This is a genomic window from Candidatus Parcubacteria bacterium (assembly GCA_021414235.1).
Lineage (GTDB): Bacteria > Patescibacteriota > Minisyncoccia > Phycocordibacterales > JAKFXT01 > JAIOOV01.
This window is the reverse complement of sequence record JAIOOV010000004.1, coordinates 160431-183052: the sequence shown is the minus strand read 5'-3', so window position 1 is coordinate 183052 and position 22622 is coordinate 160431. Positions and strand designations below refer to the sequence as shown.

At 55.2% G+C, this 22622-nt stretch carries 24 protein-coding genes and 3 tRNA genes; 1 reads left to right on the top strand and 26 read right to left on the bottom strand.

Annotated features, from left to right (window positions below):
- Position 1: 1 nt before the first annotated feature.
- The 8 genes from K8Q93_01845 to K8Q93_01810 form a co-directional block, all read right to left on the bottom strand.
- Positions 2-1723, bottom strand: a complete 1722-nt coding sequence (locus K8Q93_01845) for a CTP synthase (GenBank protein MCE9643966.1) — start codon at positions 1721-1723, stop codon at positions 2-4.
- A 6-nt stretch (positions 1724-1729) separates the two neighbouring features.
- Positions 1730-2656 (bottom strand): ABC transporter permease, encoded by a 927-nt coding sequence (locus tag K8Q93_01840; GenBank protein ID MCE9643965.1) that lies wholly within the window; start codon positions 2654-2656, stop codon positions 1730-1732.
- A gap of 20 nt (positions 2657-2676) precedes the next feature.
- Positions 2677-3357 (bottom strand): cell division ATP-binding protein FtsE, encoded by a 681-nt coding sequence (gene ftsE / locus K8Q93_01835; GenBank protein ID MCE9643964.1) that lies wholly within the window; start codon positions 3355-3357, stop codon positions 2677-2679.
- Positions 3358-3362: 5 nt separating this feature from the next.
- Positions 3363-4238: a PCRF domain-containing protein gene (locus K8Q93_01830; protein ID MCE9643963.1), complete on the bottom strand. Its 876-nt coding sequence runs from the start codon at positions 4236-4238 to the stop codon at positions 3363-3365.
- A gap of 34 nt (positions 4239-4272) precedes the next feature.
- A tRNA-Thr gene (locus K8Q93_01825) sits at positions 4273-4348 on the bottom strand.
- Positions 4349-4440: 92 nt separating this feature from the next.
- Entirely contained in the window at positions 4441-4653 is a 213-nt protein-coding gene (locus tag K8Q93_01820) for a hypothetical protein (protein MCE9643962.1), read from the bottom strand.
- 177 nt (positions 4654-4830) lie between these two features.
- Positions 4831-5169, bottom strand: a complete 339-nt coding sequence (locus K8Q93_01815) for a hypothetical protein (GenBank protein ID MCE9643961.1) — start codon at positions 5167-5169, stop codon at positions 4831-4833.
- 142 nt (positions 5170-5311) lie between these two features.
- Positions 5312-5384, bottom strand: a tRNA-Thr gene (locus tag K8Q93_01810).
- Between the two features lie 142 nt (positions 5385-5526).
- Here K8Q93_01810 and K8Q93_01805 point away from each other — a divergent pair.
- A complete protein-coding gene (locus K8Q93_01805; GenBank protein MCE9643960.1) occupies positions 5527-6225 on the top strand; it encodes a hypothetical protein in 699 nt (232 codons plus the stop codon).
- A 411-nt stretch (positions 6226-6636) separates the two neighbouring features.
- Here K8Q93_01805 and K8Q93_01800 read toward each other — a convergent pair.
- The 18 genes from K8Q93_01800 to K8Q93_01715 all read right to left on the bottom strand — a co-directional run bounded on the left by K8Q93_01800 (position 6637) and on the right by K8Q93_01715 (position 22622).
- Positions 6637-6708, bottom strand: a tRNA-Met gene (locus K8Q93_01800).
- Positions 6709-6768: 60 nt separating this feature from the next.
- Positions 6769-8367, bottom strand: a complete 1599-nt coding sequence (locus tag K8Q93_01795) for an ATP-binding cassette domain-containing protein (protein MCE9643959.1) — start codon at positions 8365-8367, stop codon at positions 6769-6771.
- 157 nt (positions 8368-8524) lie between these two features.
- Positions 8525-9154 (bottom strand): hypothetical protein, encoded by a 630-nt coding sequence (locus tag K8Q93_01790; protein ID MCE9643958.1) that lies wholly within the window; start codon positions 9152-9154, stop codon positions 8525-8527.
- Positions 9155-9615: 461 nt separating this feature from the next.
- On the bottom strand, positions 9616-10248 hold the full coding sequence (locus K8Q93_01785) for a hypothetical protein (protein ID MCE9643957.1): 633 nt from the start codon (positions 10246-10248) through the stop codon (positions 9616-9618).
- 5 nt (positions 10249-10253) lie between these two features.
- Positions 10254-11687: an Asp-tRNA(Asn)/Glu-tRNA(Gln) amidotransferase subunit GatA gene (gene gatA / locus K8Q93_01780; protein MCE9643956.1), complete on the bottom strand. Its 1434-nt coding sequence runs from the start codon at positions 11685-11687 to the stop codon at positions 10254-10256.
- A gap of 5 nt (positions 11688-11692) precedes the next feature.
- Positions 11693-11980, bottom strand: a complete 288-nt coding sequence (locus K8Q93_01775) for an aspartyl/glutamyl-tRNA amidotransferase subunit C (GenBank protein ID MCE9643955.1) — start codon at positions 11978-11980, stop codon at positions 11693-11695.
- Between the two features lie 9 nt (positions 11981-11989).
- Positions 11990-14002 carry an NAD-dependent DNA ligase LigA gene (ligA, locus tag K8Q93_01770; protein ID MCE9643954.1) on the bottom strand — a complete coding sequence of 671 codons (2013 nt, stop codon included), beginning with the start codon at positions 14000-14002 and terminating at the stop codon, positions 11990-11992.
- 57 nt (positions 14003-14059) lie between these two features.
- Positions 14060-14572, bottom strand: coding sequence for a hypothetical protein (locus K8Q93_01765; protein ID MCE9643953.1), 513 nt, complete (start codon positions 14570-14572; stop codon positions 14060-14062).
- Between the two features lie 2 nt (positions 14573-14574).
- Positions 14575-15123 (bottom strand): type II secretion system GspH family protein, encoded by a 549-nt coding sequence (locus K8Q93_01760; GenBank protein MCE9643952.1) that lies wholly within the window; start codon positions 15121-15123, stop codon positions 14575-14577.
- A 1-nt stretch (position 15124) separates the two neighbouring features.
- Positions 15125-15733, bottom strand: a complete 609-nt coding sequence (locus K8Q93_01755; GenBank protein ID MCE9643951.1) for a type II secretion system GspH family protein — start codon at positions 15731-15733, stop codon at positions 15125-15127.
- On the bottom strand, positions 15730-16398 hold the full coding sequence (locus K8Q93_01750) for a prepilin-type N-terminal cleavage/methylation domain-containing protein (protein ID MCE9643950.1): 669 nt from the start codon (positions 16396-16398) through the stop codon (positions 15730-15732). Before K8Q93_01750 ends, K8Q93_01755 begins: the two co-directional genes overlap by 4 nt.
- 2 nt (positions 16399-16400) lie before the next feature.
- Entirely contained in the window at positions 16401-17222 is an 822-nt protein-coding gene (locus K8Q93_01745; GenBank protein MCE9643949.1) for a prepilin peptidase, read from the bottom strand.
- A gap of 71 nt (positions 17223-17293) precedes the next feature.
- Positions 17294-17713 (bottom strand): prepilin-type N-terminal cleavage/methylation domain-containing protein, encoded by a 420-nt coding sequence (locus K8Q93_01740; GenBank protein MCE9643948.1) that lies wholly within the window; start codon positions 17711-17713, stop codon positions 17294-17296.
- Between the two features lie 78 nt (positions 17714-17791).
- Positions 17792-18997, bottom strand: a complete 1206-nt coding sequence (locus tag K8Q93_01735) for a type II secretion system F family protein (GenBank protein ID MCE9643947.1) — start codon at positions 18995-18997, stop codon at positions 17792-17794.
- 9 nt (positions 18998-19006) lie between these two features.
- Positions 19007-20068 carry a PilT/PilU family type 4a pilus ATPase gene (locus tag K8Q93_01730; protein ID MCE9643946.1) on the bottom strand — a complete coding sequence of 354 codons (1062 nt, stop codon included), beginning with the start codon at positions 20066-20068 and terminating at the stop codon, positions 19007-19009.
- Positions 20065-20451 (bottom strand): response regulator, encoded by a 387-nt coding sequence (locus K8Q93_01725; protein MCE9643945.1) that lies wholly within the window; start codon positions 20449-20451, stop codon positions 20065-20067. The genes K8Q93_01730 and K8Q93_01725 overlap by 4 nt, the downstream gene beginning before the upstream one ends.
- Before the next feature lie 68 nt (positions 20452-20519).
- Positions 20520-22262 (bottom strand): Flp pilus assembly complex ATPase component TadA, encoded by a 1743-nt coding sequence (gene tadA / locus K8Q93_01720; GenBank protein MCE9643944.1) that lies wholly within the window; start codon positions 22260-22262, stop codon positions 20520-20522.
- An 18-nt stretch (positions 22263-22280) separates the two neighbouring features.
- On the bottom strand, positions 22281-22622 hold the full coding sequence (locus K8Q93_01715) for a hypothetical protein (protein ID MCE9643943.1): 342 nt from the start codon (positions 22620-22622) through the stop codon (positions 22281-22283).

The window sequence follows — 22622 nt, the reverse complement described above, 5'->3', positions numbered from 1 at the left end:
TTTAGATGTAGACCTTCTCTTTCTGCACTACGTCCACCTTAACACTCTCCTTGGCTGTCTTGCTCCCAGTTTTCCCCTTCCCGTGCGCAATCGATGCCTTGATGAACTCAGTGAAGAGTGGGTGAGGATTCAAGGGCTGCGCCTGGAGCTCGGGATGCGCCTGCGTACCAAGGAAGAAGGGGTGGATCTCGCGCGGCAATTCCGCGATTTCCATCAGTCTTCCGTCGGGCGAGACACCGGAGAACACCATACCAGAAGAAGCGATTTTTTCAACGTAGGCAGGGTTCACTTCATAGCGATGGCGATGCCGCTCCTCCACCAATTCCTTGCCATAGGCTTCGTGCGCGATGGTGCCCTTCTTGAGAACCGCGAGATATGAGCCGAGGCGCATGGTGCCGCCATAGTTCTTGTCCGCAATCTTCTGCTTCTGATCCGGCATCACGTCGATGACCGGATGCTTGGTCTTGGGATTTATCTCCACCGTGTGCGCATCCTTGAGGCCGAGGATATTGCGGGCAGTCTCTACCACCGCGAGCTGCATGCCGTAGCAGAGCCCAAAGAACGGAATCTTGTTCTCACGCACGTAGCGGATGGCGTTTAGCTTCCCTTCAATGCCCGTTTCGCCGAAACCGCCCGGCACGATGACACCGTCATACTCCTTGAGCACAGAGAGATCCTTCCCTTTCTCAAAATCCTTGGCATTGAGCCAGGTAATAACAGGCTTCTTGCCCAAGTGCCAAGCAGAGAATTTGATGGCCTCGATCACCGAGAGATAGGCATCCGAGAGAACGAAATCACCCGTGTCGAAGTATTTGCCCACAATAGCTATCTTCACCTCGCTCTCCACCGTCTTGATCTTGGTAACAAACTTCTGCCACTCTACGAGGTCGCTCTGCTTACGACCGGATTTCTTGATCTTGAGCGCCTTGAGGATGGTATCGCCCAGATTGTCGCGCTCAAAGTTGAGCGGGACATCATAGATACTCTCGACATCGGGAGCCGAGACGATGCGGTCTACCGGCACGTTGCACCAGATGGCGATCTTCTCCTTTCGCTTCTTGTCGAGCGCCACTTCGCTACGCGCGACGATGAAGTCCGGCTGGATGCCGTAGGAGTTGAGCATGCGCACCGCGTTCTGGGTGGGCTTGGTTTTCATCTCCCCCACCTTGTTGGGGATAGGGAGATAGCTCACCAGGACAAAGAGCACATCGTCGGGATTGCGTACCTTTAAGACACGCGCCGCTTCCATGAAGAGCGCGTTCTGATAGTCACCCACCGTACCACCCACTTCGATGAGGGACACGTTAGAGCCATTCATGTCCGCAGCCTTCTCGATACGACGAGTGATCTCGTCGGTGATGTGGGGTATCGCCTCCACGCACTTGCCGCGATAGCCTAAGTTCCGCTCCCGCTCAATCACTGCGCGATAGACCATACCGCTCGTGATGTAGTCCTCCTCGCGAAGCGAGAGACCCATGAAGCGCTCGTAGTTACCCATGTCCTGGTCGGTCTCAAGCCCGCTCTTCAAAACAAAAACCTCACCGTGCTCGGTGGGGTTCATGGTGCCTGCGTCGACGTTTAAATACGGGTCGACTTTGATGGGATTCACATTGAAGCCCTTTGCCTGGAGAATCTTGCCGATGGAAGAGGTGGCGATACCCTTGCCCACTCCGGACATGACGCCACCGATTACGAAAATATACTTATGATGCTTCTTCCGCATGCGTACCTATATTTTAAGGTACCGACGGACCGCGAGATAGCTTGACACCACCCCTAAGCCGATGCCCGAACCCATGATTATGAGCAGGATCTGGAAGAAGTTGTGCCAGTAGTAGGAAGCCACATTCACTCCACTGAAGAAGTTCTCAGTGACGGGCCCCAACCAGCTCGTGAGCGGCCAGAAGATGAGCAGAGTGACGATACCGGAGATGACGCCGTACATGAAGCCCTCCACCACGAAAGGACCGCGGATATACATGGAGGAGGCTCCCACCAGGCGCATGACCGAGATCTCTTCCCGGGACATGAACACGATGAGCCTAATGGTATTGAAGGTGATGAGTATGGAAATGAGGCCGAAGATGATGATCACTGTGAGCCCGAGGGTACGAGCAGCATCGATGATACGAGTCAGGCGCTCGATGGCCAGCTTGTTCTGAGCGTAGTTGATCCTATCTACTATCTGGGTTCCTCCAGGAGAGAGTGCATTCTTGCTCTCCAGGAACTTGGCGATACCCTCGTACTGGGAAACCTCCCTCGCCTTGATGTTGATCACTGCCCCAAGAGGGTTCTCGCCCAATTCATCAAGTGCCTGAATGGTCAGCTGGTCATCCTTGTGGCGCTCACGGAATTCTGCCAATGCCTGCTCGCGGGAGATGTATTCGGTCTTCTCCACCTCAGGCAAGGCCTCTACCCCGCTCTTCACCGCCAGGATGTCCGTCTCTGCGGCAGAACGCAGGAAGTAGACGTTGATATCCACCTTGTCCTTGAGCTCAGCCAAGGACGCATTCAGGACCACGCCGACGAAGAGTAAGAGGCCGATGACAAAAAGAGTGATGGTCATCACCAGGACCGAAGCTACGGAGACATAGCTATTGCGCCAGAAATTGACGAAACCTGCCCGAGAAACGCGTTTTAGTTTGGTGAAAAACATAGCGGAATCAGTTCAAAAAGCTACATCGTGTACTTGCCGTGCTTGTCGTCCCGCACCAGCTTACCGTTATCAAGGACGATGACTCGCTTCCCTAGCGAATCGATCACCCCCTTGTTGTGGGTGGTCAGAATGACAGTGGTACCAAGGTCATTAATCTTCTTGAGGATCTGCACTACGTCGTGCGTGTTCACCGGGTCGAGGTTCCCCGTGGGCTCATCCGCGATGATGACATCCGGCTGATTGATGATAGCACGCGCGATCGCCACCCTCTGCTTCTCCCCGCCAGAGAGCTCATGCGGGAAATTCCACATCTTGTTGCCGAGGTCCACCAGGTCGAGCACGTGCGGGACGTCGGTAGCGATCTCCTCGTCCGTGCGGCCCGCTGCCTCCATGGCGAAAGCGATGTTCTCGTAAGCAGTCAGGTTCGGCAGAAGCCTAAAATCCTGGAAGACCGTGCCGATGCGGCGGCGGAGATTGTTGATCTCGCTCCTTCGGAGCGTATGGATGTCGGTGGACTCAAAGAAGACGGATCCTTCGGAAGGCTTCACCTCCGCAAGGAGCATCTTGAGGAGCGTAGTCTTACCCGCGCCCGACTGCCCGACTATAGAAACGAACTCTTTAGGCTCGATGGAGAGCGTGACGTTGTCGACCACCCGGCCGCTCGTCGGATATTCCTTTGAGACTCCTTCAAAGTAAATCATGCAATCTATAGATTGTGTTCTGCATCGAGGAATGCGTCAAGGTCTCCATCGAGAATTTTCTCCGCGTCATGCGCTTCTACGCCTGTACGATGGTCTTTTACCAGTTTGTAGGGGTGGAGAACGTAGGAGCGGATCTGATTCCCCCACTCCGCCTGCGTGGTCTTGCTCACGTAGAGGCCGGATTCCGCGCTCTTGCGTTCTTCCTCACGTAGTTTGTAGAGCTTGGCGGAGAGAAGTACCAAGCCCTTCTCCTTGTTCTGCGCCTGAGAGCGCTCCGAATCCACGTGCACCGCTAGTTTAGTAGGGAGATGCACGATACGCACCGCCGTTTCCCTCTTGTTCACGTTCTGTCCCCCAGGGCCACCCGAGCGGGTGAAGTCGATGGTGATCTCATCCTCCTTGAGCGCTTCCTTATCCGCCTTATCAAACTGCGGGATCACCTCAACCATAGCGAAAGAAGTCTGGCGGAGAGCTTTAGCGCCGAACGGAGAAAGGCGCACTAAGCGATGCACACCGGATTCGTTCTTGAGCGTGCCGTAGATATTCTTGCCGTCGATCTCGATGGTGATACTGCGGTAGCCGCCGTGATCGTTCTCGCTCGAGGAGAGCGTGCGCACGCCCCAGCCACGCTTCTCAATGTAGGCCTGATACATGGCAAGAAGCATGCGGGCGAAGTCCTCCGCATCATCCCCGCCTGCACCCGCAAATATAGTCATCACTGCTCCGCCTTTATCATATGCACTGCCGCCTTCAGCCTCCGCCTTGAGGGTCTGCAGCTCCTTGATGGCAGCCTGCGCCTTATTCTTGTCCGCCCAGAAATCCGCCCCCTGCATGGCGGCTTCGAGTTCTTCTATGCGGGCCTTCTTCTCTTCGACTGACATTCGGTCAGTATACCAAACCGGAAAATCCTTATATTGGAGCCGAGGGCCGGGATTGAACCGGCGACCTGCGGTTTACGATACCGCCGCTCTACCAACTGAGCTACCTCGGCTTACTAAACTTACGTGCGGATGATATTACAAAAAGATCTTTCTTGCCACCGAGAATCATAATGGCGCCGCGGAATCCAGTCCGCGGCGCCCCTCATACCTTCGTATCGAGATGGAATCCCCGTCGGATCTCCATCGAACCAACGAGGAACCCTCGATCGAGCCGCCTCAACGTCTCAGCTGCAGTCACGATCACCTCGTGAGACTGCGCGACTTGCTGAGTCAGTTTGCGCGGGAACTCCACTCCTAGGACAACCCCAGGAAATGCTTTTTGCCCCCATCGGGAGGCAGCGCTGATAGCGTCCATAGCCTTCTCCCAAGGAAGAGCGGATACCAGAACGGCACCCTGGAACCCTCTGTCTATAAGGCTAGCAAGCCCCACCCAAGAGTCAAATGAAAAATGAGACGGCCCCCGCGTTAGAGTACGCAGGGGTCGTAAGGATACAAATTATTATTGCTCTTTCAACACGAAGCGGAAGAAGGCTTACTTCTTTCGTTTCGAGCGAGGCCGCCTCTTCTCAGGGAGACGCGGCGACGTAGCCACCGGAAGCACTTGCGGCGGAGCAAGTTTCGGGTAGTCCGACTCAAGCAGATCGATGGCGTCATCGATCTCGACCTTGGTCACGCCCTTGGCCCTTTTTTCTTCAGGCAGAGCTTCTTGATTCTTCCACCAGCGATGAGCAAGACGGGCTTGCTCCTCATTGGCGGGCTTGGGCGGCCTGGCCGCTGGACGCCTCACGTCGACGAGACCCTTGAGATTCGGCACCTTGACCAGACCACCTGTGCCGACTTCAGGAATCCTACCTTCTAACAAGTCTCCCATAACGAGCCCCCTTTGAGGTGCATAGTGCGGAGTACGATAGTAAAGAGCATCAGGCTGATTATTCAGACCGGACTTCTCTCCTTTTTTATCCTATTCCTCTCCCCAGCCGTTCGTCAACCAAACACCAGTGCTTAACTTTCTGAGCCGAGACCCGGGATCGAACCGGGGACCTCATCCTTACCATGGATGTGCTCTACCGACTGAGCTATCTCGGCACTGCTTCTGAACGTCGTGAGAATAGCAAAATATGCCTGTAATGGCTAGAGAAGGGTCTTTTTCGTAGTATCCAATATTTGACTTTATGTATAAAAGTGATATAATTATAGCAGGTTCAACAACGTCCCCAAGGACAACGTAATGATCTATGTGCTCTTTCTACTCTTCGGATTCCTGATCGGAGCCGTGGGGTACTTTCTAAGTCCCTGGCCTGGGGGTTCGGCACATGCTGCGATATGGATGTGCATCGCCGTCATCGTCGCTATCCTGACCTTCCTCGTACTATCTCTCGCCTTCGGTGAGAACGACGATGAAGAGCTGGAACTTGAAACCTCGCCTTCGACGCGCGACCTTCCAGCGGCATCGCTTCCTCCCACTCCTCCGGCTCAGAAAAAGCCAGTGAAGAACGTGGCGGACAAGATCGCCGAATCACCGGCAACAACCACGATAGCCAGGCCAGAGGATCTCGCGCCGAAAGAGGACTCAGGTTCTCCGAAGCGCGGCTATTCGTGGGACGGCTCAGCTGCGAGTGTTGGAAATTCCCTCAAGGAATTCCAAAGGAAATACAATTCTGACGGAATTTCAACCCTCCTCACAGGAAAGCTTCTAGACCCCACCGAGGGCAAGTGCAAACTTGAGGGTGAAAACGGCGTGACCTTCACGCTGGAATCTTCCGAGAAGAACTTTAAGCTCGAGGCACACGTAACCGAGAAGGGGGTCACCATCCCCCTCTCAGAAACGAGCCGCCTCAAGCGGTTCTATGCTCACGAGAAGGTCAAGGACCTCAATCTCGCCGCACTCCAGAAGATCGCAGACGAGATCAAGAACTCTATTCGATAGCCGAGCTCAGCTGCCGACCGCGCATCCCGCGGTCGGCTTTTCTTTTACAGAAAAAAGAGTCTGGAATGCCCAGACTCTTTTTTCTTGATGCGCGGTCGACCGGACTTGAACCGGCAACCTCTCGCGTGCACTAACCCACTATTTTCATAATGGCATGGACTATATCTTCACCGTGCGTTTTCACGTTTAGGTGCTCCGGTATCTAGTCTCTACGGCGCCCCCACCCAGTGTGGGGTTCCCACGGTATTCGCATATCTTGCTAACCAAGACTTAGCCTTCACCGTTATCCCAGAGAGTTTCAATCTGCCATTTCGACAGAAAGCTGCACGTCTACAGGCGAGTGCTCTAACCAGTTGAGCTACGACCGCAACGCCAATTAACTTACCCTAAACAGGTCTTTTTTTCAACGAGTGCCGGAGAGTGGAGTCGAACCACTGTTTAGGGCTTATGAGTCCCTCGTTCTAACCGTTGAACTACACCGGCGGCGTCCTTAAACTAGCAAAAAGAAGCTGAAAACAAAAGCCCAGAGCTACAAATTCTCTCTTACCGCACCTCCCCCGCCAATTCGGCGTAAAACTCCTCCTCCTCTTGCGGCAGGTGCTTCATGAGTCTTAGCCGTCCATCCGCGAGCTTATAAGCACGACCAATGCCAAGCTGCGCCAGGAAGCGTACGTTGTGCGAAATCACGATCAGAGCCCCTCGAAAATCCTGGAGAGCCGCGGCAATGATCTCAAGCGTTTCGATATCGAGATTATTAGTCGGCTCATCAAGCACCAGGAGATCAAGGGGGCGGGAGGTAACAAGCGCGAGCGCAAGGCGAGCCGTCTCGCCCCCGCTCAAAACCTCTGCCTTCTTCATCACTGCTTCTTCTCGGAAGAGAAACCTGCCGAGATGATTACGAGCGTCCTCTTCCGTCCAGGCTGAATTCTCTTCCAGGATGTTCTGGAGGACCGATAGCTTCGGTCTCACAGATTGATACTTCTGATCCATGTAGACAGCTTGGAAGCGCTCCCCTCTCCGAAGAGTCCCCAATAAAGAAGCGGGGCCTGGAATAAGAGCGAGCGTCTTCGCCAGAGAGCTTTTACCCACCCCGTTTCCCCCCGTGAACACGACGCGATCGCCGAACTCAATACGCAGAGATATGTCCTGAAGGAGTGGTGTATCAGCAACGCTCAATACCCCACCGGAAACGTTCACCAGCATGCGTTTTGACAGGTCAGATTCCGTCTCAAGATCGAGGTGCACCTTCCTAACCTTCTTTTTTGTGAGATTGGAGATTTTCTCCTGCTTCTCTGCAAGTGCTTTTTCCTGACGCTTTTTCAGTCGACCCGCACCCTCTTCCGCTTTTCCTTGGAAAAACCCTTCAGCGAATTTATCCCGACTCGGCTCGCTTTTCGCTCTTCTACTTGCGCGTGTTGCTCGAGCGACGCGAGTCTCCCGCACCTCGATAGCGCGGCGCGCCTTATTCAAGCTTTTAGTCGCAGCCTCAAGGTCACGCCCACGAGCTTCATCTGCAAGCCGCCTCTGCTCCTGATAGTAGGAGTAGTTCCCTCCATAGCGGGTCAAGCATCCATCTTCAATCTCCCAGAGAGAGGCGATGGCGTGGTCGAGGAAAAACGGATCATGCGAAACCACAACAAACGCTCCTTGGAACTTGAGGAGGTACCGCTTAAGCACTTCAAGACCCTCCACATCGAGGTGATTAGTCGGCTCATCCAGAAGCAGCAAGTCCGGATTATCAGCATCGCCTATTGCGATGAGAAGCTTGGCGAGCTCACCGCCAGAGAGAGTTCTTACTTCCCTTTCCGGAGATATGCTCAGATAGAAGAGCCTGCGGAGCGCCGCTTGCACTAAAGATAATTCGGCGTTCCGACTTGCAACAAGATCCGCCACAGTATCAGCGCGCTCAAAGAGAGTGAGATCGAGCTGAGGAAGATAATGAACGCGAGCCGAAGAGACAACGCGACCAGAAGTCGGCTCTAGTTCTCCGGCGAGTATCTTGAGGAGTGTCGATTTACCTTCTCCATTCTTACCCACGAGACCAATGCGATCCCCACGAGCGATCGAAACCGACAGCTCTTTAAACAGGGTCTTATGCTGCAGTTCTACTACTAATTCTTTGGCGGCGAGGAGTATGGGCATGCACGTAGCGAGGCGTATTCCGCCTCGAGTTAAGCTGATAAGGGCTTATGCGCAGTGCTTCATGAGAGTAAACACATTTAACCATACAACTCCCGGAAAGCTAGTGTTCTTGAGCCCATAATGATTTCAGTTGCAGGTCCACTACCTTAAGAGCGAGTTACTCCATCGCGTCTTTACATGCTCCAATAAGACCTAGAATCCGATACTTAAGCCTTGTCCCCCTTCTAACGCGCAGAGCACATACGCCATAATATGAATCGTGGTTTTCATAAAACCTCTTAGGCCTCCCCTTGAGAAATACTGCATGGAACACTTCTATATCAATCCCCAGGAGTTCAGACCAAAAACTTAGGATTCTTTTCTCTCTATGTCTATGGATATGCGAGATGTATATGTAGGGTCTGAATTCTTCTATACCGACGTCGAGACACTCACGCATCCAGCGCATGGCAAAAAGCACAAGGGTTGGATCGGAATTACTGATGGTAGCTGGATCAGTTCGTGATTTAGCTCCTTCGCCCCAATAAAGACCGATACCGAGCAAATGCTTATCTCTCTTCGAGAGTCTACCGATTTCTTCCTTTCCCCGCACATCAGACTCACTGATAGCCTTAAGTCTTTTCTGGCGGTTTACCTCTGCACCCAACATTCTCCCCCTATGCCCGGCCGCAACCTGAGATTTGTATAATTTTTCTCTCTGGATGCCCGTAAGTTTTATGGACTGGCACCATAGACTTACAGACCCCACCGAAACATTGAGAGACTTGGCAATCGACTTTATGCTCACACCCTTACGGCGCAAATCCAGAGCTTTTGATTTTTCTTGCGGTTTAGCTATATAGGTATATTAACACATATCGACCATTCAATAGTGCACAGGTTGCGAACGAAATAACATATGCTATTCTGCCTCAGCGGGGTGGAGCAGCCCGGTAGCTCGCAAGGCTCAAGTATGGGCTCGCATATCAGCGATGGTATGTGGAAACTTGCCAAATTCGGTGAAGCCTTCGTTGCGTTGCAACATGGTAATACCGAGCCAAGCCTAACGCCCTTAAAAGCCTTAGGAAGGTGTAGAGACTAGATGACAAGCTTCTCATCCGGAGAAGAAGGTATAGTCCAGACCACAAAGACGAGGGTCGCAGTGAAAACTGTAGTGGTATGCATAACCTTGAGGTCGTCGGTTCAAATCCGACCCCCGCAACAAGTAAAGAAAAAGCCCCCGTTTGGGGGCTTTTTCTTTTAGTTAATTTAAATGTAATTAAACTCCTCGAAGACGGCGCGGTAGAGATTGATAACACGACGCGCTTCCCTCTCCCCGAGCTCAAAGCCTGCGCCCTCATGCGCAATCGCATTTCTGATCTTGTGCGCCTCCCAGGCCTGATCGAGCGTCGCGAAGGATGCCTTGCTCGCCGACTTCAATCTCTCACCTAGGTTTATCCCCGGATAGCCGAAGCCGCGCACCATGTCGTCGAGCAGTATATCCGCCTCAAGCACCGCGAGCCGCCAGTCTCCAGGGTTAGCGGAGTTGATATGCTTCTCTACCACCTGCCACTTAAGACCACCCACTTTGATCTCCTCATGAGGAGTAGCCACTTCAAGCGCAGCATGGCTCTCTGGATGCTTGAGCTTATAAACCTTCTCCGCCTCCAACTTCCAGAGCTTTACGTAACAGTAGATACAGCCATACAGAAACAGGAGCGTAATGATGGTGGAGAAGAAAACGAGAGAGCGATAGAAATCAACAAAGAAGACCGCCGGGCTCTCCGGAGAGAATAGCGTCCCGGCCCTCCACTCGAGATAGATGAGGCGAGGGATATCTATCAGAACCCAGAAGATAAATTCGAGTCCCGAGGTCGGGTCGATCGGGGGAACAGTCTGCATGTCCCCTATTCTCCCTCACCGAGGAACTCTTTGCCAGCGCGGAAGAGGATATCCTCACGCATAGGTGCCGCCATGAGCTCGAGCCCGAGCGGAAGATCCTTACCTTCGACATTCGTGAAGCCGGAAGGAAGCGAGATACCCGGAAGACCGGCGATGTTCGCGGGGGTAGTGAAGATATCTTCAAGATACATGGACAAAGGATCCTTCTTCTCACCTATCCTAAACGCCGGCGTCGGAGCCGTGGGAAGTGCAATGAGATCGACAGAGGCGAATGCTTTGTGGAAATCCTCCTTGATATAGTCGCGTACGCGGAGAGCCTTTGCGTAGTACGCGTCATAGTAGCCAGCGGAGAGTATGTAGGTGCCGAGCAGGATGCGGCGGCGCACTTCGGGACCAAAGCCTTCTCCCCGGCTTTTCGCATAGTCCTCAAGCAGCGTCTCCCCTTCGTGGCGCGCTCCATAGCGCACGCCGTCGTAGCGAGCAAGGTTGGCTGAGACTTCCGCCGGCATGAGCACGTAGTAGACCGCGAGCGAGTGGGCGATGTTCGGAAGCTCGATATCCTTCACCTCATATCCCACGGCACGGAGCTTCTCGAGAGATTCTTCGAAATTCGCGAGCACCGCAGCGTCCACTCCTTTCTCCAGGAAGTGGCGCGGTACGCCAATGCGAAGCTTCGCAGGTATCTCTTTCTTTTCAAATTCCGGGGGCGGCCGAGTAGTGCTATCCAGCGGATCATTCCCGGCAATGGTATTAAAAATGAGTTCGGCATCCGCCACCGTACGCGTGAGCGGGCCGATCTGATCGAGCGAAGAGCCCATAGCCATGAGACCCGAGCGAGAGACTGCGCCATAGGTAGGCTTCAATCCCACCACGCCGCAGAAGCTCGCCGGCTGACGGATGGAGCCACCAGTATCGGAACCAAGCGCGGCGAGTGCGCCATGCATAGCGACCGCTGCCGCAGATCCACCAGAAGAGCCACCTGGTACGCGAGCAGCATCGTGCGGGTTGCGAGTGACGCCATAGGCTGAGTTCTCGGTCGAACCGCCCATAGCGAATTCATCCATATTGGCGCGTCCGAGAAAGACCGCCCCCGCCTCCTTCAACTTGCGGATGACGGTCGCGTCATACGTCGCGCGATGCCCCTCGAGCACTTTGGAAGCACCCTGAGCTCTACGACCCTCGATAAGGATGTTGTCCTTCACCGCAAAAGGAATGCCAGTAAGCGGCGTACCCTTCCCGCTCGAGAGTCGCTCATCCGCAACCCGCGCCTGCTCCAGCACATCAGCGAATACTTCGAGATAGGCATGCACCTCTCCGTCCCGCTCCTTGATGACGGCAAGATACGCTTCTGCGAGATCCACCGCCGAATACTTCCCAGAAGCCAAATCACGGGAAGCCTGCGAGATACTGAGAGTAGTGAGGTACGAGCGATCGAGCATAAAAATTAGAGAACCTTCTTTACTACGAAATACTCCCCCTCCGCGCGAGGTGCGGAGGCCAAGAGGGCCGCCGTATGCGCTCCGCTCTCGTGGGCAACCGCATCCGGACGGGTGATATTACGCAGATCCTCCTTCCCACGGGCGTCTCCCTCGAGCTTTACGGACTCGAGCTCAGAGACATAGCCGAGGATAGCGTCGATATCCTTGGCAAGCCCTGCACGCTCCGAAGGCGCAACGCTGAGGCGGGCGAGTGCAGCAAGCTTATCAATATCGGACTCTTGGAGGGCTGACATAGGGCTATCCTAACCTAGGAGCTTGAGAAAATCACTCTCGGAGAGAATGGGCACGCCGAGTTCCACCGCTTTATCAAACTTCGACCCCGGCTCCTCCCCCGCCACCACATAGCTCGTCTTCGAAGAGACACTAGAGGAAAGCTCTCCTCCAGCCAGGCGTACGCGCTCCTTGGCCTCATCCCGCGTGAGCGTCGGAAGAGTACCGGTAAGCACGACGGTCTTCCCTGCGAGGCGCTGGTCCCCGCGGCGCGCCTCCGCTCCACGAACCACGGTCACGCGGGAGAGCAGCGTATCGAGCCCATGCACGTGCTCCGAATCCGCGAACCAAGAGAGAAGGGATTCCGCCACTACTTCACCTATGCCGGAAATAGCCAGATATTCTTCCTTGGTCGCCGTGCGTATTTTCTCCATGGATCCAAAATGCTTGGCTAGATCGTAGGCAGTCTCCTCGCCGACCTGAGGGATGGAGAGCGCGATGATGAGTCGAGGCAGCTCTACGTTACGAGCCTTCTCGATCGCTGCGATCAGATTATCAGCAGACTTCTCCGCGAAGCGGGGCAACGCTAGCAAATCTCCCTTGGCGAGCGTGAAGATGTCGGCGCCAGAGGAAATGAGCTGTTGCTCCAGAAGGAGATCGATCTGCTTGGGACCGAGGCCATCAATATCGAACGCATGCTTCCCCGCGAAGTGGTAGAGCTGACGCTTCAGCTGAGCAAAGGACTTCCGATCGACGCAACGCCAAGCAGCTTGCCCTGGCACGCGCTCGATACGTCCGTCTCCTCCACAGGCTTCCACCCTGGCCGGAAACTTGTACGGCTTCTCCTTGCCAGTACGCATCTCCGTCATCACCGAGACAATATCCGGGATCACATCGCCCGCCTTCTGGAGAATCACCGTATCCCCAATGCGCACATCGAGCCGCTTAATCTCGTCTTCGTTATGAAGCGTCGCCCGCGAAACCACCGAACCGTACACCAAGACCGGCCGCAGCTGCGCTACCGGCGTAAGCACCCCAGTGCGTCCGACCTGGAGCACGATGTCTTCTACTACCGTAGTGACCTGCTCTGCCGGGAACTTGAAGGCAATGGCGAACCGCGGCGCCTTGCCGGTGAACCCGAGCTTCTCCTGGAGCGCACGTTCATCCACCTTCACCACGACGCCGTCGATCTGATAGTCCTCCTTGGGTCCCTTCTTCTGCCACTTCTCCCAGAACTTTATTGCACCTTCTATATTAGAAACGCGTTCCGCATGCGGATTCACCTTAAACCCTAAGCTTCGGAGGAGCCCGAGCTCTTCCGTCTGCGTCTCGGGAATCTCGCCGGCAAAGAGCGAGATGTCATAAATAAATGTTTCCAGCTTACGACTTGCGGCTATCTTAGGATCGAGCTGACGGACAGAACCTGCCGCCACGTTCCGCGGATTAGCAAACGGCTCTTCGCCTTCTTTCACGCGCTCCTTGTTAAGGGCGGCGAGGGTACGCTTGCCCATCCACACTTCACCTTCCACGATCGCATCCTTCTTCTCTGTGAGAACGAGCGGTACCGATTCCATGGTGCGCACATTATGAGTCACATCCTCTCCTACCACGCCGTTGCCACGGGTTGCCGCACAGGAAAGGGCGCCATTCGTGTATTCGAGGATAATCTTGAGCCCGTCGATCTTGAGTTCGCAAGCGTAAGCGACGTCGGACAGAGGAGGAAGCCCCGCGAAGCGCTTCACCCGCGCATCGAATTCGCGGAGCTCCTCCGGGGAGAAGCAATCATTGAAAGACCACTGGGCGACGCGATGCCGTACCTTTGGCAGATCCTTGCGTGGCTCGCCAGCTACTCTCTGCGTAGGAGAGTCGGGGGTCACGAGCTCCGGATACTCCTCTTCGAGCTTCTTGAGTTCGTCCTTGAGAGAATCGAGGGCGGCATCCGAGATCTCCTGCCGATCTTCGACATGGTAGAGATATCGGTGCCTATTGATGGTTTCGCGAAGCTTCTCCGCCCGCAGGAGAGCCTCCTTAGGAGCCTTAGCCATTCAGCTATCTTATAAAAAAGAGCGCTTTAAGGCTAGCTTTTTACGTTCTTCCGAAGATTAATATTCCACCTGGAGCGCGCGTTCCACGCGACGGGCACTGCTCGGACCCTCAGGACAGACGTTGTACCCGCGGGAGCGGATGCGCGTCTTAATCTGTCCCTCTGCCGGCTGGCTCTTCCCTACCGACACGTAGGCGCAGGCACCCGTGTCATCGCCCGTGACAAGATTGAGCTTGAATTGCTGCCAGACTTCTCCAGAGAGCGTCCCGGGCTCATCCGGAGTAGTGAACACGAGCGTCTGGCCATTGCAAACCTGCGAAGTCGGATTGAAAGAGGGCTCCGTAGAATCGTTATACCTAAAATCAAGGAACAGGGCGCACTCCGTGCCGGTGTCTGCAGCGTAGAGCGCGTTCAGTGATTCTCGCGCCGTACCGGAGAGCACGATCTGCTTGATGGCGAGATCCGCGATCACCGTGCCGATGGCGAGCACCACGCTCGCCACGAGGGAGGCCATGAGCAGGGCGAAGCCTGCCTGTGCGCTTTTCTTGAAGGATAGAGAGTAGGTTTTCATACTCAGAACGTCTGCCAGTTATTAAGCTGATCGACCAGGGTCACCGTCTTAGAAAGGCCTCCTGTCATCCACGTGACCGTGACCGTCACCTTCTCTTCGTCCGCAGAGACCTGCTCCAGGCGGACAGAACGCTTGAAGGGAGAGTCGGAATATGAGCCACCGTGCACATAGAAAGGATTAGCCGCGACCGAGGTGTCGAGCTTGAGAGCAGGACAGCTCGCGTGAGTCGAGCTACAGGAAGCCACCGAGTTATTCTTGGCATCCACATAGCAATAGGTACTCTCGCAGTACGTCGCGAGACCGGTGAGCCAAGACGGGCTCTGCGGGTCCGTATTGAGAGACGCCAAGCCGTTGCCGTCGCGCACCGCACGCACATATTCCATAGCTTCCTGCGCTAGGAAGTACGCAGTAACCTGGTCACGCGCCACACCTGCGGTGAAAACGCCGCGCGCGGCGATGGTCATAGGACCCACCAGAGCGGTGAGTAGGACGCTGATTGCGACCAAGGTCTCGACAAGAGTGAAGCCGCGCCGTGAAGGAATGTTTTTCATATTAGATATCGAAGAGACGCTGAGTCACGGACGTCTGCACATTGAAGGTCGTACGCGTCTTCTCGGAGATCTGCGCGGAGCCGTACACAGTGATGAGAGCACGAGGCTGGAGATTGTCCGCCGTGCACCCGAAGCTCCCGTTCTTAGGACACGAACCAGTCACGTAGAAGGTGAACCCTTCCACGTTGATCTCCGGCGCAGTGAGCCGAGAGAACGTGCTGCCACCGTCACGCGACATCTCGATGAATCCTCCAGAGCTATCGCTGTTGCGTCTGTAGACATACCGAAGCGTAGATTGACCGGTGTCAGCGATGGCTTCCCGCGGCTTAAAGGCAAGATAGCTCCCGCCAGATGTGCAATCCTGGGGATTAGTGAGAGAGCCGCTCGAGCCGCAATGGTAGAGCGCGCCGACACGGATGGTGCGCGAAATACTCTCCACGGCAGCGCTCAGGTTATTCATCACTATCTGCTGCGACTGCGCTTTGCGGTTGGCATCGATAATGGACATCAGCGAACCCACGGCAATGAGCATCACCGCTGCAAAGAGGCCCGTCGCTACAATAATCTCGATGAGCGTGAAGCCAGCTTCCTTTTTAAAGCGAGGGTTCATATGCAAGAAGAAGCGGAGACGGATATCTGTCCCGTATTAGTCACAATGACGTAGCGGAAGGCGCCCTGGATGGAACCGAGTGTCACGCACCCGCGGATGTTGTCCCCTGTCGGAGCACCGCCACGGACACTCACGATGCGCGCTTCAGGATCCGGGCGCACGAAAGAGATATCGAGCTTGTCCGCAGACTCGCAGGTGGAACCGCCTGTGGATACCGCACAGACGTCATACACGTAGTTCCCCCGAGTGATGGTGAGCAAGTCGAGACAAGGATTTCCGCTCGCTCCGCACGTCCCCGAGATAGCCGCATCAGGCATCTGAGGATCATAGTCAGAAGAGACGGGGAACTCCGCCTCGGAATCCACGAAGAACACTATGGAAGTATTCGAGCCAGAAGCCTTGTCAAAATGTACCCCGTACGGGTAGTTAAACTTATCAGAAGAGAACTCACGGACGGAAAGCCCGTATACCTGGGCTTGGCGGAGCGTGAGCGCAATCTGATATGCCACATTAGTGAGGAGAGTGGAGCCACTAAACTGGCTCTGACGAGCGAAGATTACCGTGGTGAGCAAGCCGAAGATAGCAATGACCACCAGGAGTTCAATGAGAGTGAACCCTGCTTGCGCAGACAGGTTCTTCTCGCTGTGTTTAAAAAAGGAACGCATGTTTAGAAAAGCGAAGCGACGAGGTTCTGGTCGAAAAGCGAGAAGTGAGTGAAGAGAACATAGAGGGTCCCCGCGACAAGGAAGGGCGCGAACGGAACTTCGCTCTTCATTGTAAGAGGAACCCGACCCAAACTCAAACGCATTCCGACTCTCTGCAGGAAAAGGAGCAGGAGCCCGAAGAGCGCACCCGACCAGAATCCTAAGATAATTGCAGTAAGGCCTCCCAAGGAGCCGAGGAGCACTCCGATGCCGAAGGCGAGCTTCCCGTCCCCTAGCCCCATATATCTCCCTTCGGAGAAATACCAGATAGCTGCGAACGGGACACTGAGTAGTACGCCCGCGAGAAGATGCGGAGTCGCCGCCTCTCCACGGAAGAGATTGAAGAAGAGCGCGGCAAGGACAAAGGTCAGCACGAACGAGTCCGGGATGATCTGATGACGGACATCGTAAGTGACAAGTGTGACAAGGGAGGAGACCGCGACGAAGTATGAAAATAGCCCGCCAAGGAGAAACCAGGACAGGGAGGAGAAATCAAAGATGAGCAGGCTTGCGAGGAAGAGAAGTCCGGTAGCGAACTCTACTAGCGGATACTGCACGGAGATAGCGCTGCGGCAGCTGCGGCAGCGACCACGGAGAAAGAGCCAGCTCAATACCGGCACGAGCTCTAGAGCAGAGAGAGAGGCATTACAGGAGAAGCAGCCAGAGCGGCCTCCGAGCGTTCGCCCCGTACGGTAACGGAGAACGAGTACATTAAGAAAGCTCCCGATGATCAGGCCGAAGGAGAAGAGACCGACGGAAAGAAGGACAAGGAAGCTCTGATCCATTAACGATGATTATACCGCGAAAAGACAAAACCCCGGACGCAAAGTCCGGGGTTTTGTCTTGAGAAACCAGATTACGGAGAAACCTTGTAATTACCCGTCACGCCGGTACAAAGCGAGCCGTTGCCGGAAGCCGGAAGATTACCGGTATTTTCAAGGGTCACTCCTAGACAGTAGGTGGTAGCGCTGCCTGCATACCAATAAGAAACGGTACCGGTAGGATCAGTGGGGATTGCAGGGATAAAGGCGCCCGTCTTAAGCGCATCCAGGTTGCTGCCTACAGCTGCCGCAGAGACGACCGGATAGGTTCGATTGGAGTCATAGTACAACTCCAAGGCGGTCCGGAGCTGCTGAATATCAGCGACGCGGCGAGCATCGCGCGCCTTGCTTCGCGCGCTATTAAGAGACGCCAGGACCACCGACGAGAGGAGGCCGATGATGGCAATGACCACCAGTAATTCGATGAGCGTAAAACCTTTATTCGTTTTGAACATATGATTGATTAACTGCCGTGATGGTAATTATATACTCTCCCCTCCCCTTTGGAAGCTCCTCTGTGGATAGTGCCGAGGCTAAAACGCCTGAGTAAGATTGTAGATTGGCACGAGAACGGAGGCCAAGAGAAAGCCGACGCCGGTAGCAAGAAGTACGATCATGGCCGGCTCGATGAGATCGACGAGCGTATCCACCGCCGTAGATACCTCGCGATTGTAGAACTTGGCGAGCGTCTTCAATATCTCCGACATCTCGCCGCTCTCCTCTCCCACCCGCACCATCTGAATGAGGATGTTCGGCATCTCCGGGTTCCCGTTGATGGCTTCAGACAGAGGAGCGCCGCCGCGAACCTTCTCTGCGGCCGAGAGCAAAATATTCTCATAAACCGCATTGTCCACCACGGAAGCAGTGATCTCCATGGCGCGCACGATAGGGATGCCGCTCTGGATCATAGTCGAGAGGTTGTCCGAGATGCGCGAGAGGTAGAGCTTGCGATAAAGCTCGCCGACATAGGGCGTAGATATCTTGATGCGCGCGATCGAGAGCATCCCCTTCTCGGTCTTGCCGAAGCGAAAGGCGAAGAACCCTGCGACCACGAGCGCGATCAGGAAGAACACGCCATAGTCGGTGAGCGCATTACTCATACCGATAACGAGCCTTGTATAGAGCGGGATGTCCTGTCCGGAATCGGTGAGGATGGAGCTAATCTTCGGGATGACGAAGGTCAGCATGAGCGCCATCACCACCACGAACGTGAAGATGACGAACGCCGGGTAGATGAGCGCGTTCTTAGCCTTGGCGGTGATCTCGTAGTTGCGATCGAGATAATCGGCGAGATAGAGGAAAGTCTCGTCCAGCTTACCGCTCTCCTCTCCCGCGCGCACCATGTTCACATAGAAGGAGGAGAAGACTCCTGGGTGCTTGTCCATCGCCTTGGAGATGGAACTTCCTCCCTGGATGTCGTTGGCTACTTCGATGAGGTGCGTACCGAGGACCTTGTTGGGGGTCTCTGCGGAGAGGAGCTGGAAGATGCGGAGCGCGGAAACCTGCGCCGTAAAGAGCGTGGCCACCTGACGGGAGAGCACCACGATGTCTTTATTCGAAATCGGATTGAACAGGAAGATATCCTTCCCGAAGAAAGAAGGCTTGTCCGCAGGCTCCACCGAGGTCACCACGAGTCCGCGACGTTGGAGCGAAGCCACCGCCACCTCCTGATTGAGGGCGTCGATGGAACCCTCGGTCGCGGCTCCGCTCTGCTCGATGGCTTTGTAGAGAAACAGCATAGTAAGAAATTAAATGAGACGCTCCAAGCTCTTAGGATTGAGCGAGTAGCGGTAGGCGCTCTCCTGAGTGATCTCGCCCCGACGCACCAAGTCGGCCAAGGAGCGATTGAGATCGATCATCCCCTGGTCGCTCCCTGTCTCGATGACGGTGTTGATCTCATGTGTGCGGCGCTCGCGGATAAGGTTCCCGACCGCCGCATTATTCACCAAAAGCTCGTAAGCCGGGATGAGGCCTCCAGAGACCCTCGGGATGAGACGCTGGGAGAAGATGCCGGAGAGGGATGCCGCAAGCTGCACCCGGATCTGATCCTGCTGATTCCCGGGGAAGGTATCAATGATGCGGTCGATGGTCTGTGCCGCATTGTTGGTATGAAGAGTAGAGAAGATGAGGTGGCCGGTCTCCGCAGCAGTGACCGCCGTAGCGATAGTATCCTGCCCGCGCATCTCTCCGATCATGGCCACATTCACATCCTCGCGAAACATTGCTCGGAGCGCCGTGGGGAAATCTGCAGTATCGATGCGCACCTCTCGCTGATCAATGATGGATTTCTTCTGCTCGAAGAGGTATTCGATCGGATCCTCGATGGTGATGATGTGTTCCGCACGCTCCGTGTTGATGAGGTCGATGAGTGCGGCGAGCGTAGTGGTCTTGCCCTGCCCTACCGGGCCCACCACCAGGAAGAAGCCTTGGGGACGACGGGCGAAGGTCTCGAGGATGGGCGGAAGCGAGAGTTCTGCGAGCGTGCGGACAGAACGAGGGATGAGACGGAGAGCGATGCCGACTGCCCCCTGCTGGAAATAGGCGTTGCCGCGGAAACGCGCCTTGTCCTTGTATGAATAAGAGAAATCCACCTCTTTGGTCTCGAAGAAGCGTTTGGCAGCTTCCGCGCCAAGCAGCACTTCTACAAATCCCCTAGTATCCTCCTTGGTAAGCGGCTCTTTGGTAAGAAGCGGCGTGAGCGCCCCCGCGACACGGATAGTAGGACGCCTGCCCTCAGAGAGATGGAGGTCGGAACCTCCTTCTCCGATGACCGTATCTATGAGCGCAAAGAGGGACTGTTCGTAATTCATCGGTTCTTATGCTCCATGATCTCCCGCACCTGCTCGAGCACTTCCGAGGGAATAGTGCTCGCCTTCACGATGTAGCCGTCGATACCCACCGCCTTAGCCTCGTCTATATCATTCTGCTGGCCCTGATTCGAAAGGACCACCACGGTAGCTCCACGATCGAGCTTCTCTTCGCGGATCGTACGCAGCAGCTCGATTCCACTCATGCCCGGCATGACCACGTCGAGGAGGATGGCATCAGGCTGAAAACCTTCGCGGAGCTTCTTTAACGCATCTTCCGCGCCGAGCGCGGCACTCACCTCGAAGTCTGCCTGGGAGAACTTCAGCGAATACATGTCGATGAGGAACTTATCGTCGTCGATGAGGAGGATTTTTTTCTTGCTCATAAATTTATTTTAAAAAGATTAGCGAGAACGCGATATATATCTAAGTATAGCAAAGGCGGGTGCGTACGTCAGACCAGGGTGTTCACTTCTTCGAAAGGTACTAGGCGCTGCGCACACTTGATGAGGGCGTCCTCCTGAAGAGTGAGCATGCCTTTGGAGCGCACTGCCTTCTCTACGGAGACATCTGTCGGATCCTTGAGGATCACCCCCTCGAGCTCCTTGTCCATCTCGAACATCTCGAACACCGCCATGCGCCCGCGGGTACCATTGGGACAGTCCGGCGTCTGCGCTGCCCCATAGAGATTACCCGTAGGCTTCAGTTTCTTAGCCTCTGCCGGGAGGTCATCGAACGTCTCGTCGATAAACGCCTTGATGGAACCCTCAATGGGCATCTCCTTGCCGCCATTAGGACAGAGCGTACGGACCAGGCGCTGTGCGATGGTGAGCACGAGGGTCGGCGCGATAAGGAAAGGATCGACGCCCATGTCGATGAGGCGCGGGATGACGCCAATGGCGTTGTTGGTATGTATGGTAGAGAGCACCAAGTGACCGGTGAGCGCCGCCTGCACCGCGAGCTGCGCGGTCTCCTTGTCGCGGATCTCACCTACCATGATGATGTCCGGGTCCTGGCGGAGCGTAGTGCGCAATCCGGTGGCAAAGGTGTAATCGATCTCCGGGCGTATCTGCGACTGGCTCACACCCTCGATGTTGAACTCCACCGGGTCCTCGAGCGAGAGCACGTTCTTCTGCGCGCGATCCACCTCCGAGAGCATGGAGTAGAGAGTGGTGGATTTGCCGCTGCCGGTGGGACCAGAGATGAGGATCATGCCGTAAGGCTTCTTGATGGCCTTGCGGATCATGGCGAGATCAGGCTCACGCAAGCCGAGCTGGTCGAGCGCATGGATACCCTTGTCCTTGTCCAAGATACGCATCACCAGCTTCTCTCCGTAATAGGTCGGGAAGGTGGAGACACGGAAGTCCACTTCACGGCCCTCGATACGCGCGGAGAAGCGGCCATCCTGGGGCTTACGCTTCTCGTCGAGCTTCATGTTGGAGAGAATCTTGATACGCGCGATCACCGAGCGATGCACGGAGATCGGCAGTACCAGGCTGGTATTAAGGTCGCCATCCACGCGGAAGCGCACCCGCAGCTTGTCAGCGGTCGGCTCGATGTGGATATCGGAGGCATTGCCCTCGATGGCATAGCGGAGCGTGGTCGCCACGATCTTGGTGACCGGGGCATCTTCGATAATCTTGGCTCCTGTCGCGTCCTTCTTGGTAGGAGTGAGTTCTTCGGCTTTGCCGAAGTCGCTGTCGCTGTCGTCGTCTCCCTTCTTCTTGGCAAGCTCCGTATCGAGCTCGGAGAGCGCCTGCCCCACCTCACCGGAGAGTCCCTTATAAGAGCCGATGACCTTGTCGTAATCCTCTTCCGAGATGAGGAAGAGCTTGAATGGCAGGTTTATCTTGGAAGATATGAAATTGAGCGCATCACGAGCTTCTATGTTATCCGGGTCCACGATACCCACCTCAAGTACGCCCTCCTCAAGCCCGATAGGCACGAAGCGGTAGTGAGCCGCGGATTCCTCCGGGATGTACTTGAGTATCTCGTAGGGCACCGCGTTCACATCCACTGTTCGAGAAGGGATGTTCAGGTAGGCACCGCGCGCCGCGAGGATATCCGCACGATCGACACCGCGAGCAAGGAGAACCTTCTCTACATTACCACCGGAGGCCTTGATCTCGGCTTCGATGGACGGGAGGTCTTCCTCTCTCACCAGTTTTTTTTCTACGAGAAAGTTGAGGGGATTCATTTTTTGAACTATCCGAAATTACGGAGTGGAGGGAGTAGAGGCGGCGCGGGCGTTCTCGCCGAGCGGTGCGAACGGATTACTGCGGCCTACGGCCTCTGCCGGTATGGGGATGCCGAAGTCCTTGAGATTGCGGAACACTGGATCACCGAAGACCGTCGGATCAAGCGAGAGCGAGTGCAGACTAAGAAGCGTAGTGAGGAGGTCACCACCCACCGCCGGCGCTACCGTACCTCCCGTACGCGAGACAAGCGGCGCAGCAGGCTCGGATCCTCCCCCGAGATAGGAGTAGCCGCCATAAACTATGGACGCTACCAGGAGCCCTATCGCCATGTACCCGCCGTATTGTTTAAGAAAATCCAT

Bases quoted from the DNA above. Each gene is read 5' to 3' on its own strand.
- K8Q93_01765 (MCE9643953.1), bottom strand. From the start codon at position 14,572: ATGAAAACCTACTCTCTATCCTTCAAGAAAAGCGCACAGGCAGGCTTC.
- K8Q93_01715 (MCE9643943.1), bottom strand. From the start codon at position 22,622: ATGGATTTTCTTAAACAATACGGCGGGTACATGGCGATAGGGCTCCTG.
- K8Q93_01840 (MCE9643965.1), bottom strand. From the start codon at position 2,656: ATGTTTTTCACCAAACTAAAACGCGTTTCTCGGGCAGGTTTCGTCAAT.
- K8Q93_01845 (MCE9643966.1), bottom strand. From the start codon at position 1,723: ATGCGGAAGAAGCATCATAAGTATATTTTCGTAATCGGTGGCGTCATG.
- K8Q93_01730 (MCE9643946.1), bottom strand. From the start codon at position 20,068: ATGAATTACGAACAGTCCCTCTTTGCGCTCATAGATACGGTCATCGGA.
- K8Q93_01775 (MCE9643955.1), bottom strand. From the start codon at position 11,980: ATGTCAGCCCTCCAAGAGTCCGATATTGATAAGCTTGCTGCACTCGCC.
- K8Q93_01820 (MCE9643962.1), bottom strand. From the start codon at position 4,653: ATGGACGCTATCAGCGCTGCCTCCCGATGGGGGCAAAAAGCATTTCCT.
- ftsE (MCE9643964.1), bottom strand. From the start codon at position 3,357: ATGATTTACTTTGAAGGAGTCTCAAAGGAATATCCGACGAGCGGCCGG.
- K8Q93_01750 (MCE9643950.1), bottom strand. From the start codon at position 16,398: ATGCGTTCCTTTTTTAAACACAGCGAGAAGAACCTGTCTGCGCAAGCA.
- K8Q93_01805 (MCE9643960.1), top strand. From the start codon at position 5,527: ATGATCTATGTGCTCTTTCTACTCTTCGGATTCCTGATCGGAGCCGTG.
- K8Q93_01735 (MCE9643947.1), bottom strand. From the start codon at position 18,997: ATGCTGTTTCTCTACAAAGCCATCGAGCAGAGCGGAGCCGCGACCGAG.
- K8Q93_01740 (MCE9643948.1), bottom strand. From the start codon at position 17,713: ATGTTCAAAACGAATAAAGGTTTTACGCTCATCGAATTACTGGTGGTC.
- ligA (MCE9643954.1), bottom strand. From the start codon at position 14,002: ATGGCTAAGGCTCCTAAGGAGGCTCTCCTGCGGGCGGAGAAGCTTCGC.
- K8Q93_01760 (MCE9643952.1), bottom strand. From the start codon at position 15,123: ATGAAAAACATTCCTTCACGGCGCGGCTTCACTCTTGTCGAGACCTTG.
- K8Q93_01755 (MCE9643951.1), bottom strand. From the start codon at position 15,733: ATGAACCCTCGCTTTAAAAAGGAAGCTGGCTTCACGCTCATCGAGATT.
- K8Q93_01785 (MCE9643957.1), bottom strand. From the start codon at position 10,248: ATGCAGACTGTTCCCCCGATCGACCCGACCTCGGGACTCGAATTTATC.
- gatA (MCE9643956.1), bottom strand. From the start codon at position 11,687: ATGCTCGATCGCTCGTACCTCACTACTCTCAGTATCTCGCAGGCTTCC.
- K8Q93_01725 (MCE9643945.1), bottom strand. From the start codon at position 20,451: ATGAGCAAGAAAAAAATCCTCCTCATCGACGACGATAAGTTCCTCATC.
- K8Q93_01830 (MCE9643963.1), bottom strand. From the start codon at position 4,238: ATGTCAGTCGAAGAGAAGAAGGCCCGCATAGAAGAACTCGAAGCCGCC.
- tadA (MCE9643944.1), bottom strand. From the start codon at position 22,262: ATGAATCCCCTCAACTTTCTCGTAGAAAAAAAACTGGTGAGAGAGGAA.
- K8Q93_01745 (MCE9643949.1), bottom strand. From the start codon at position 17,222: ATGGATCAGAGCTTCCTTGTCCTTCTTTCCGTCGGTCTCTTCTCCTTC.
- K8Q93_01815 (MCE9643961.1), bottom strand. From the start codon at position 5,169: ATGGGAGACTTGTTAGAAGGTAGGATTCCTGAAGTCGGCACAGGTGGT.
- K8Q93_01795 (MCE9643959.1), bottom strand. From the start codon at position 8,367: ATGCCCATACTCCTCGCCGCCAAAGAATTAGTAGTAGAACTGCAGCAT.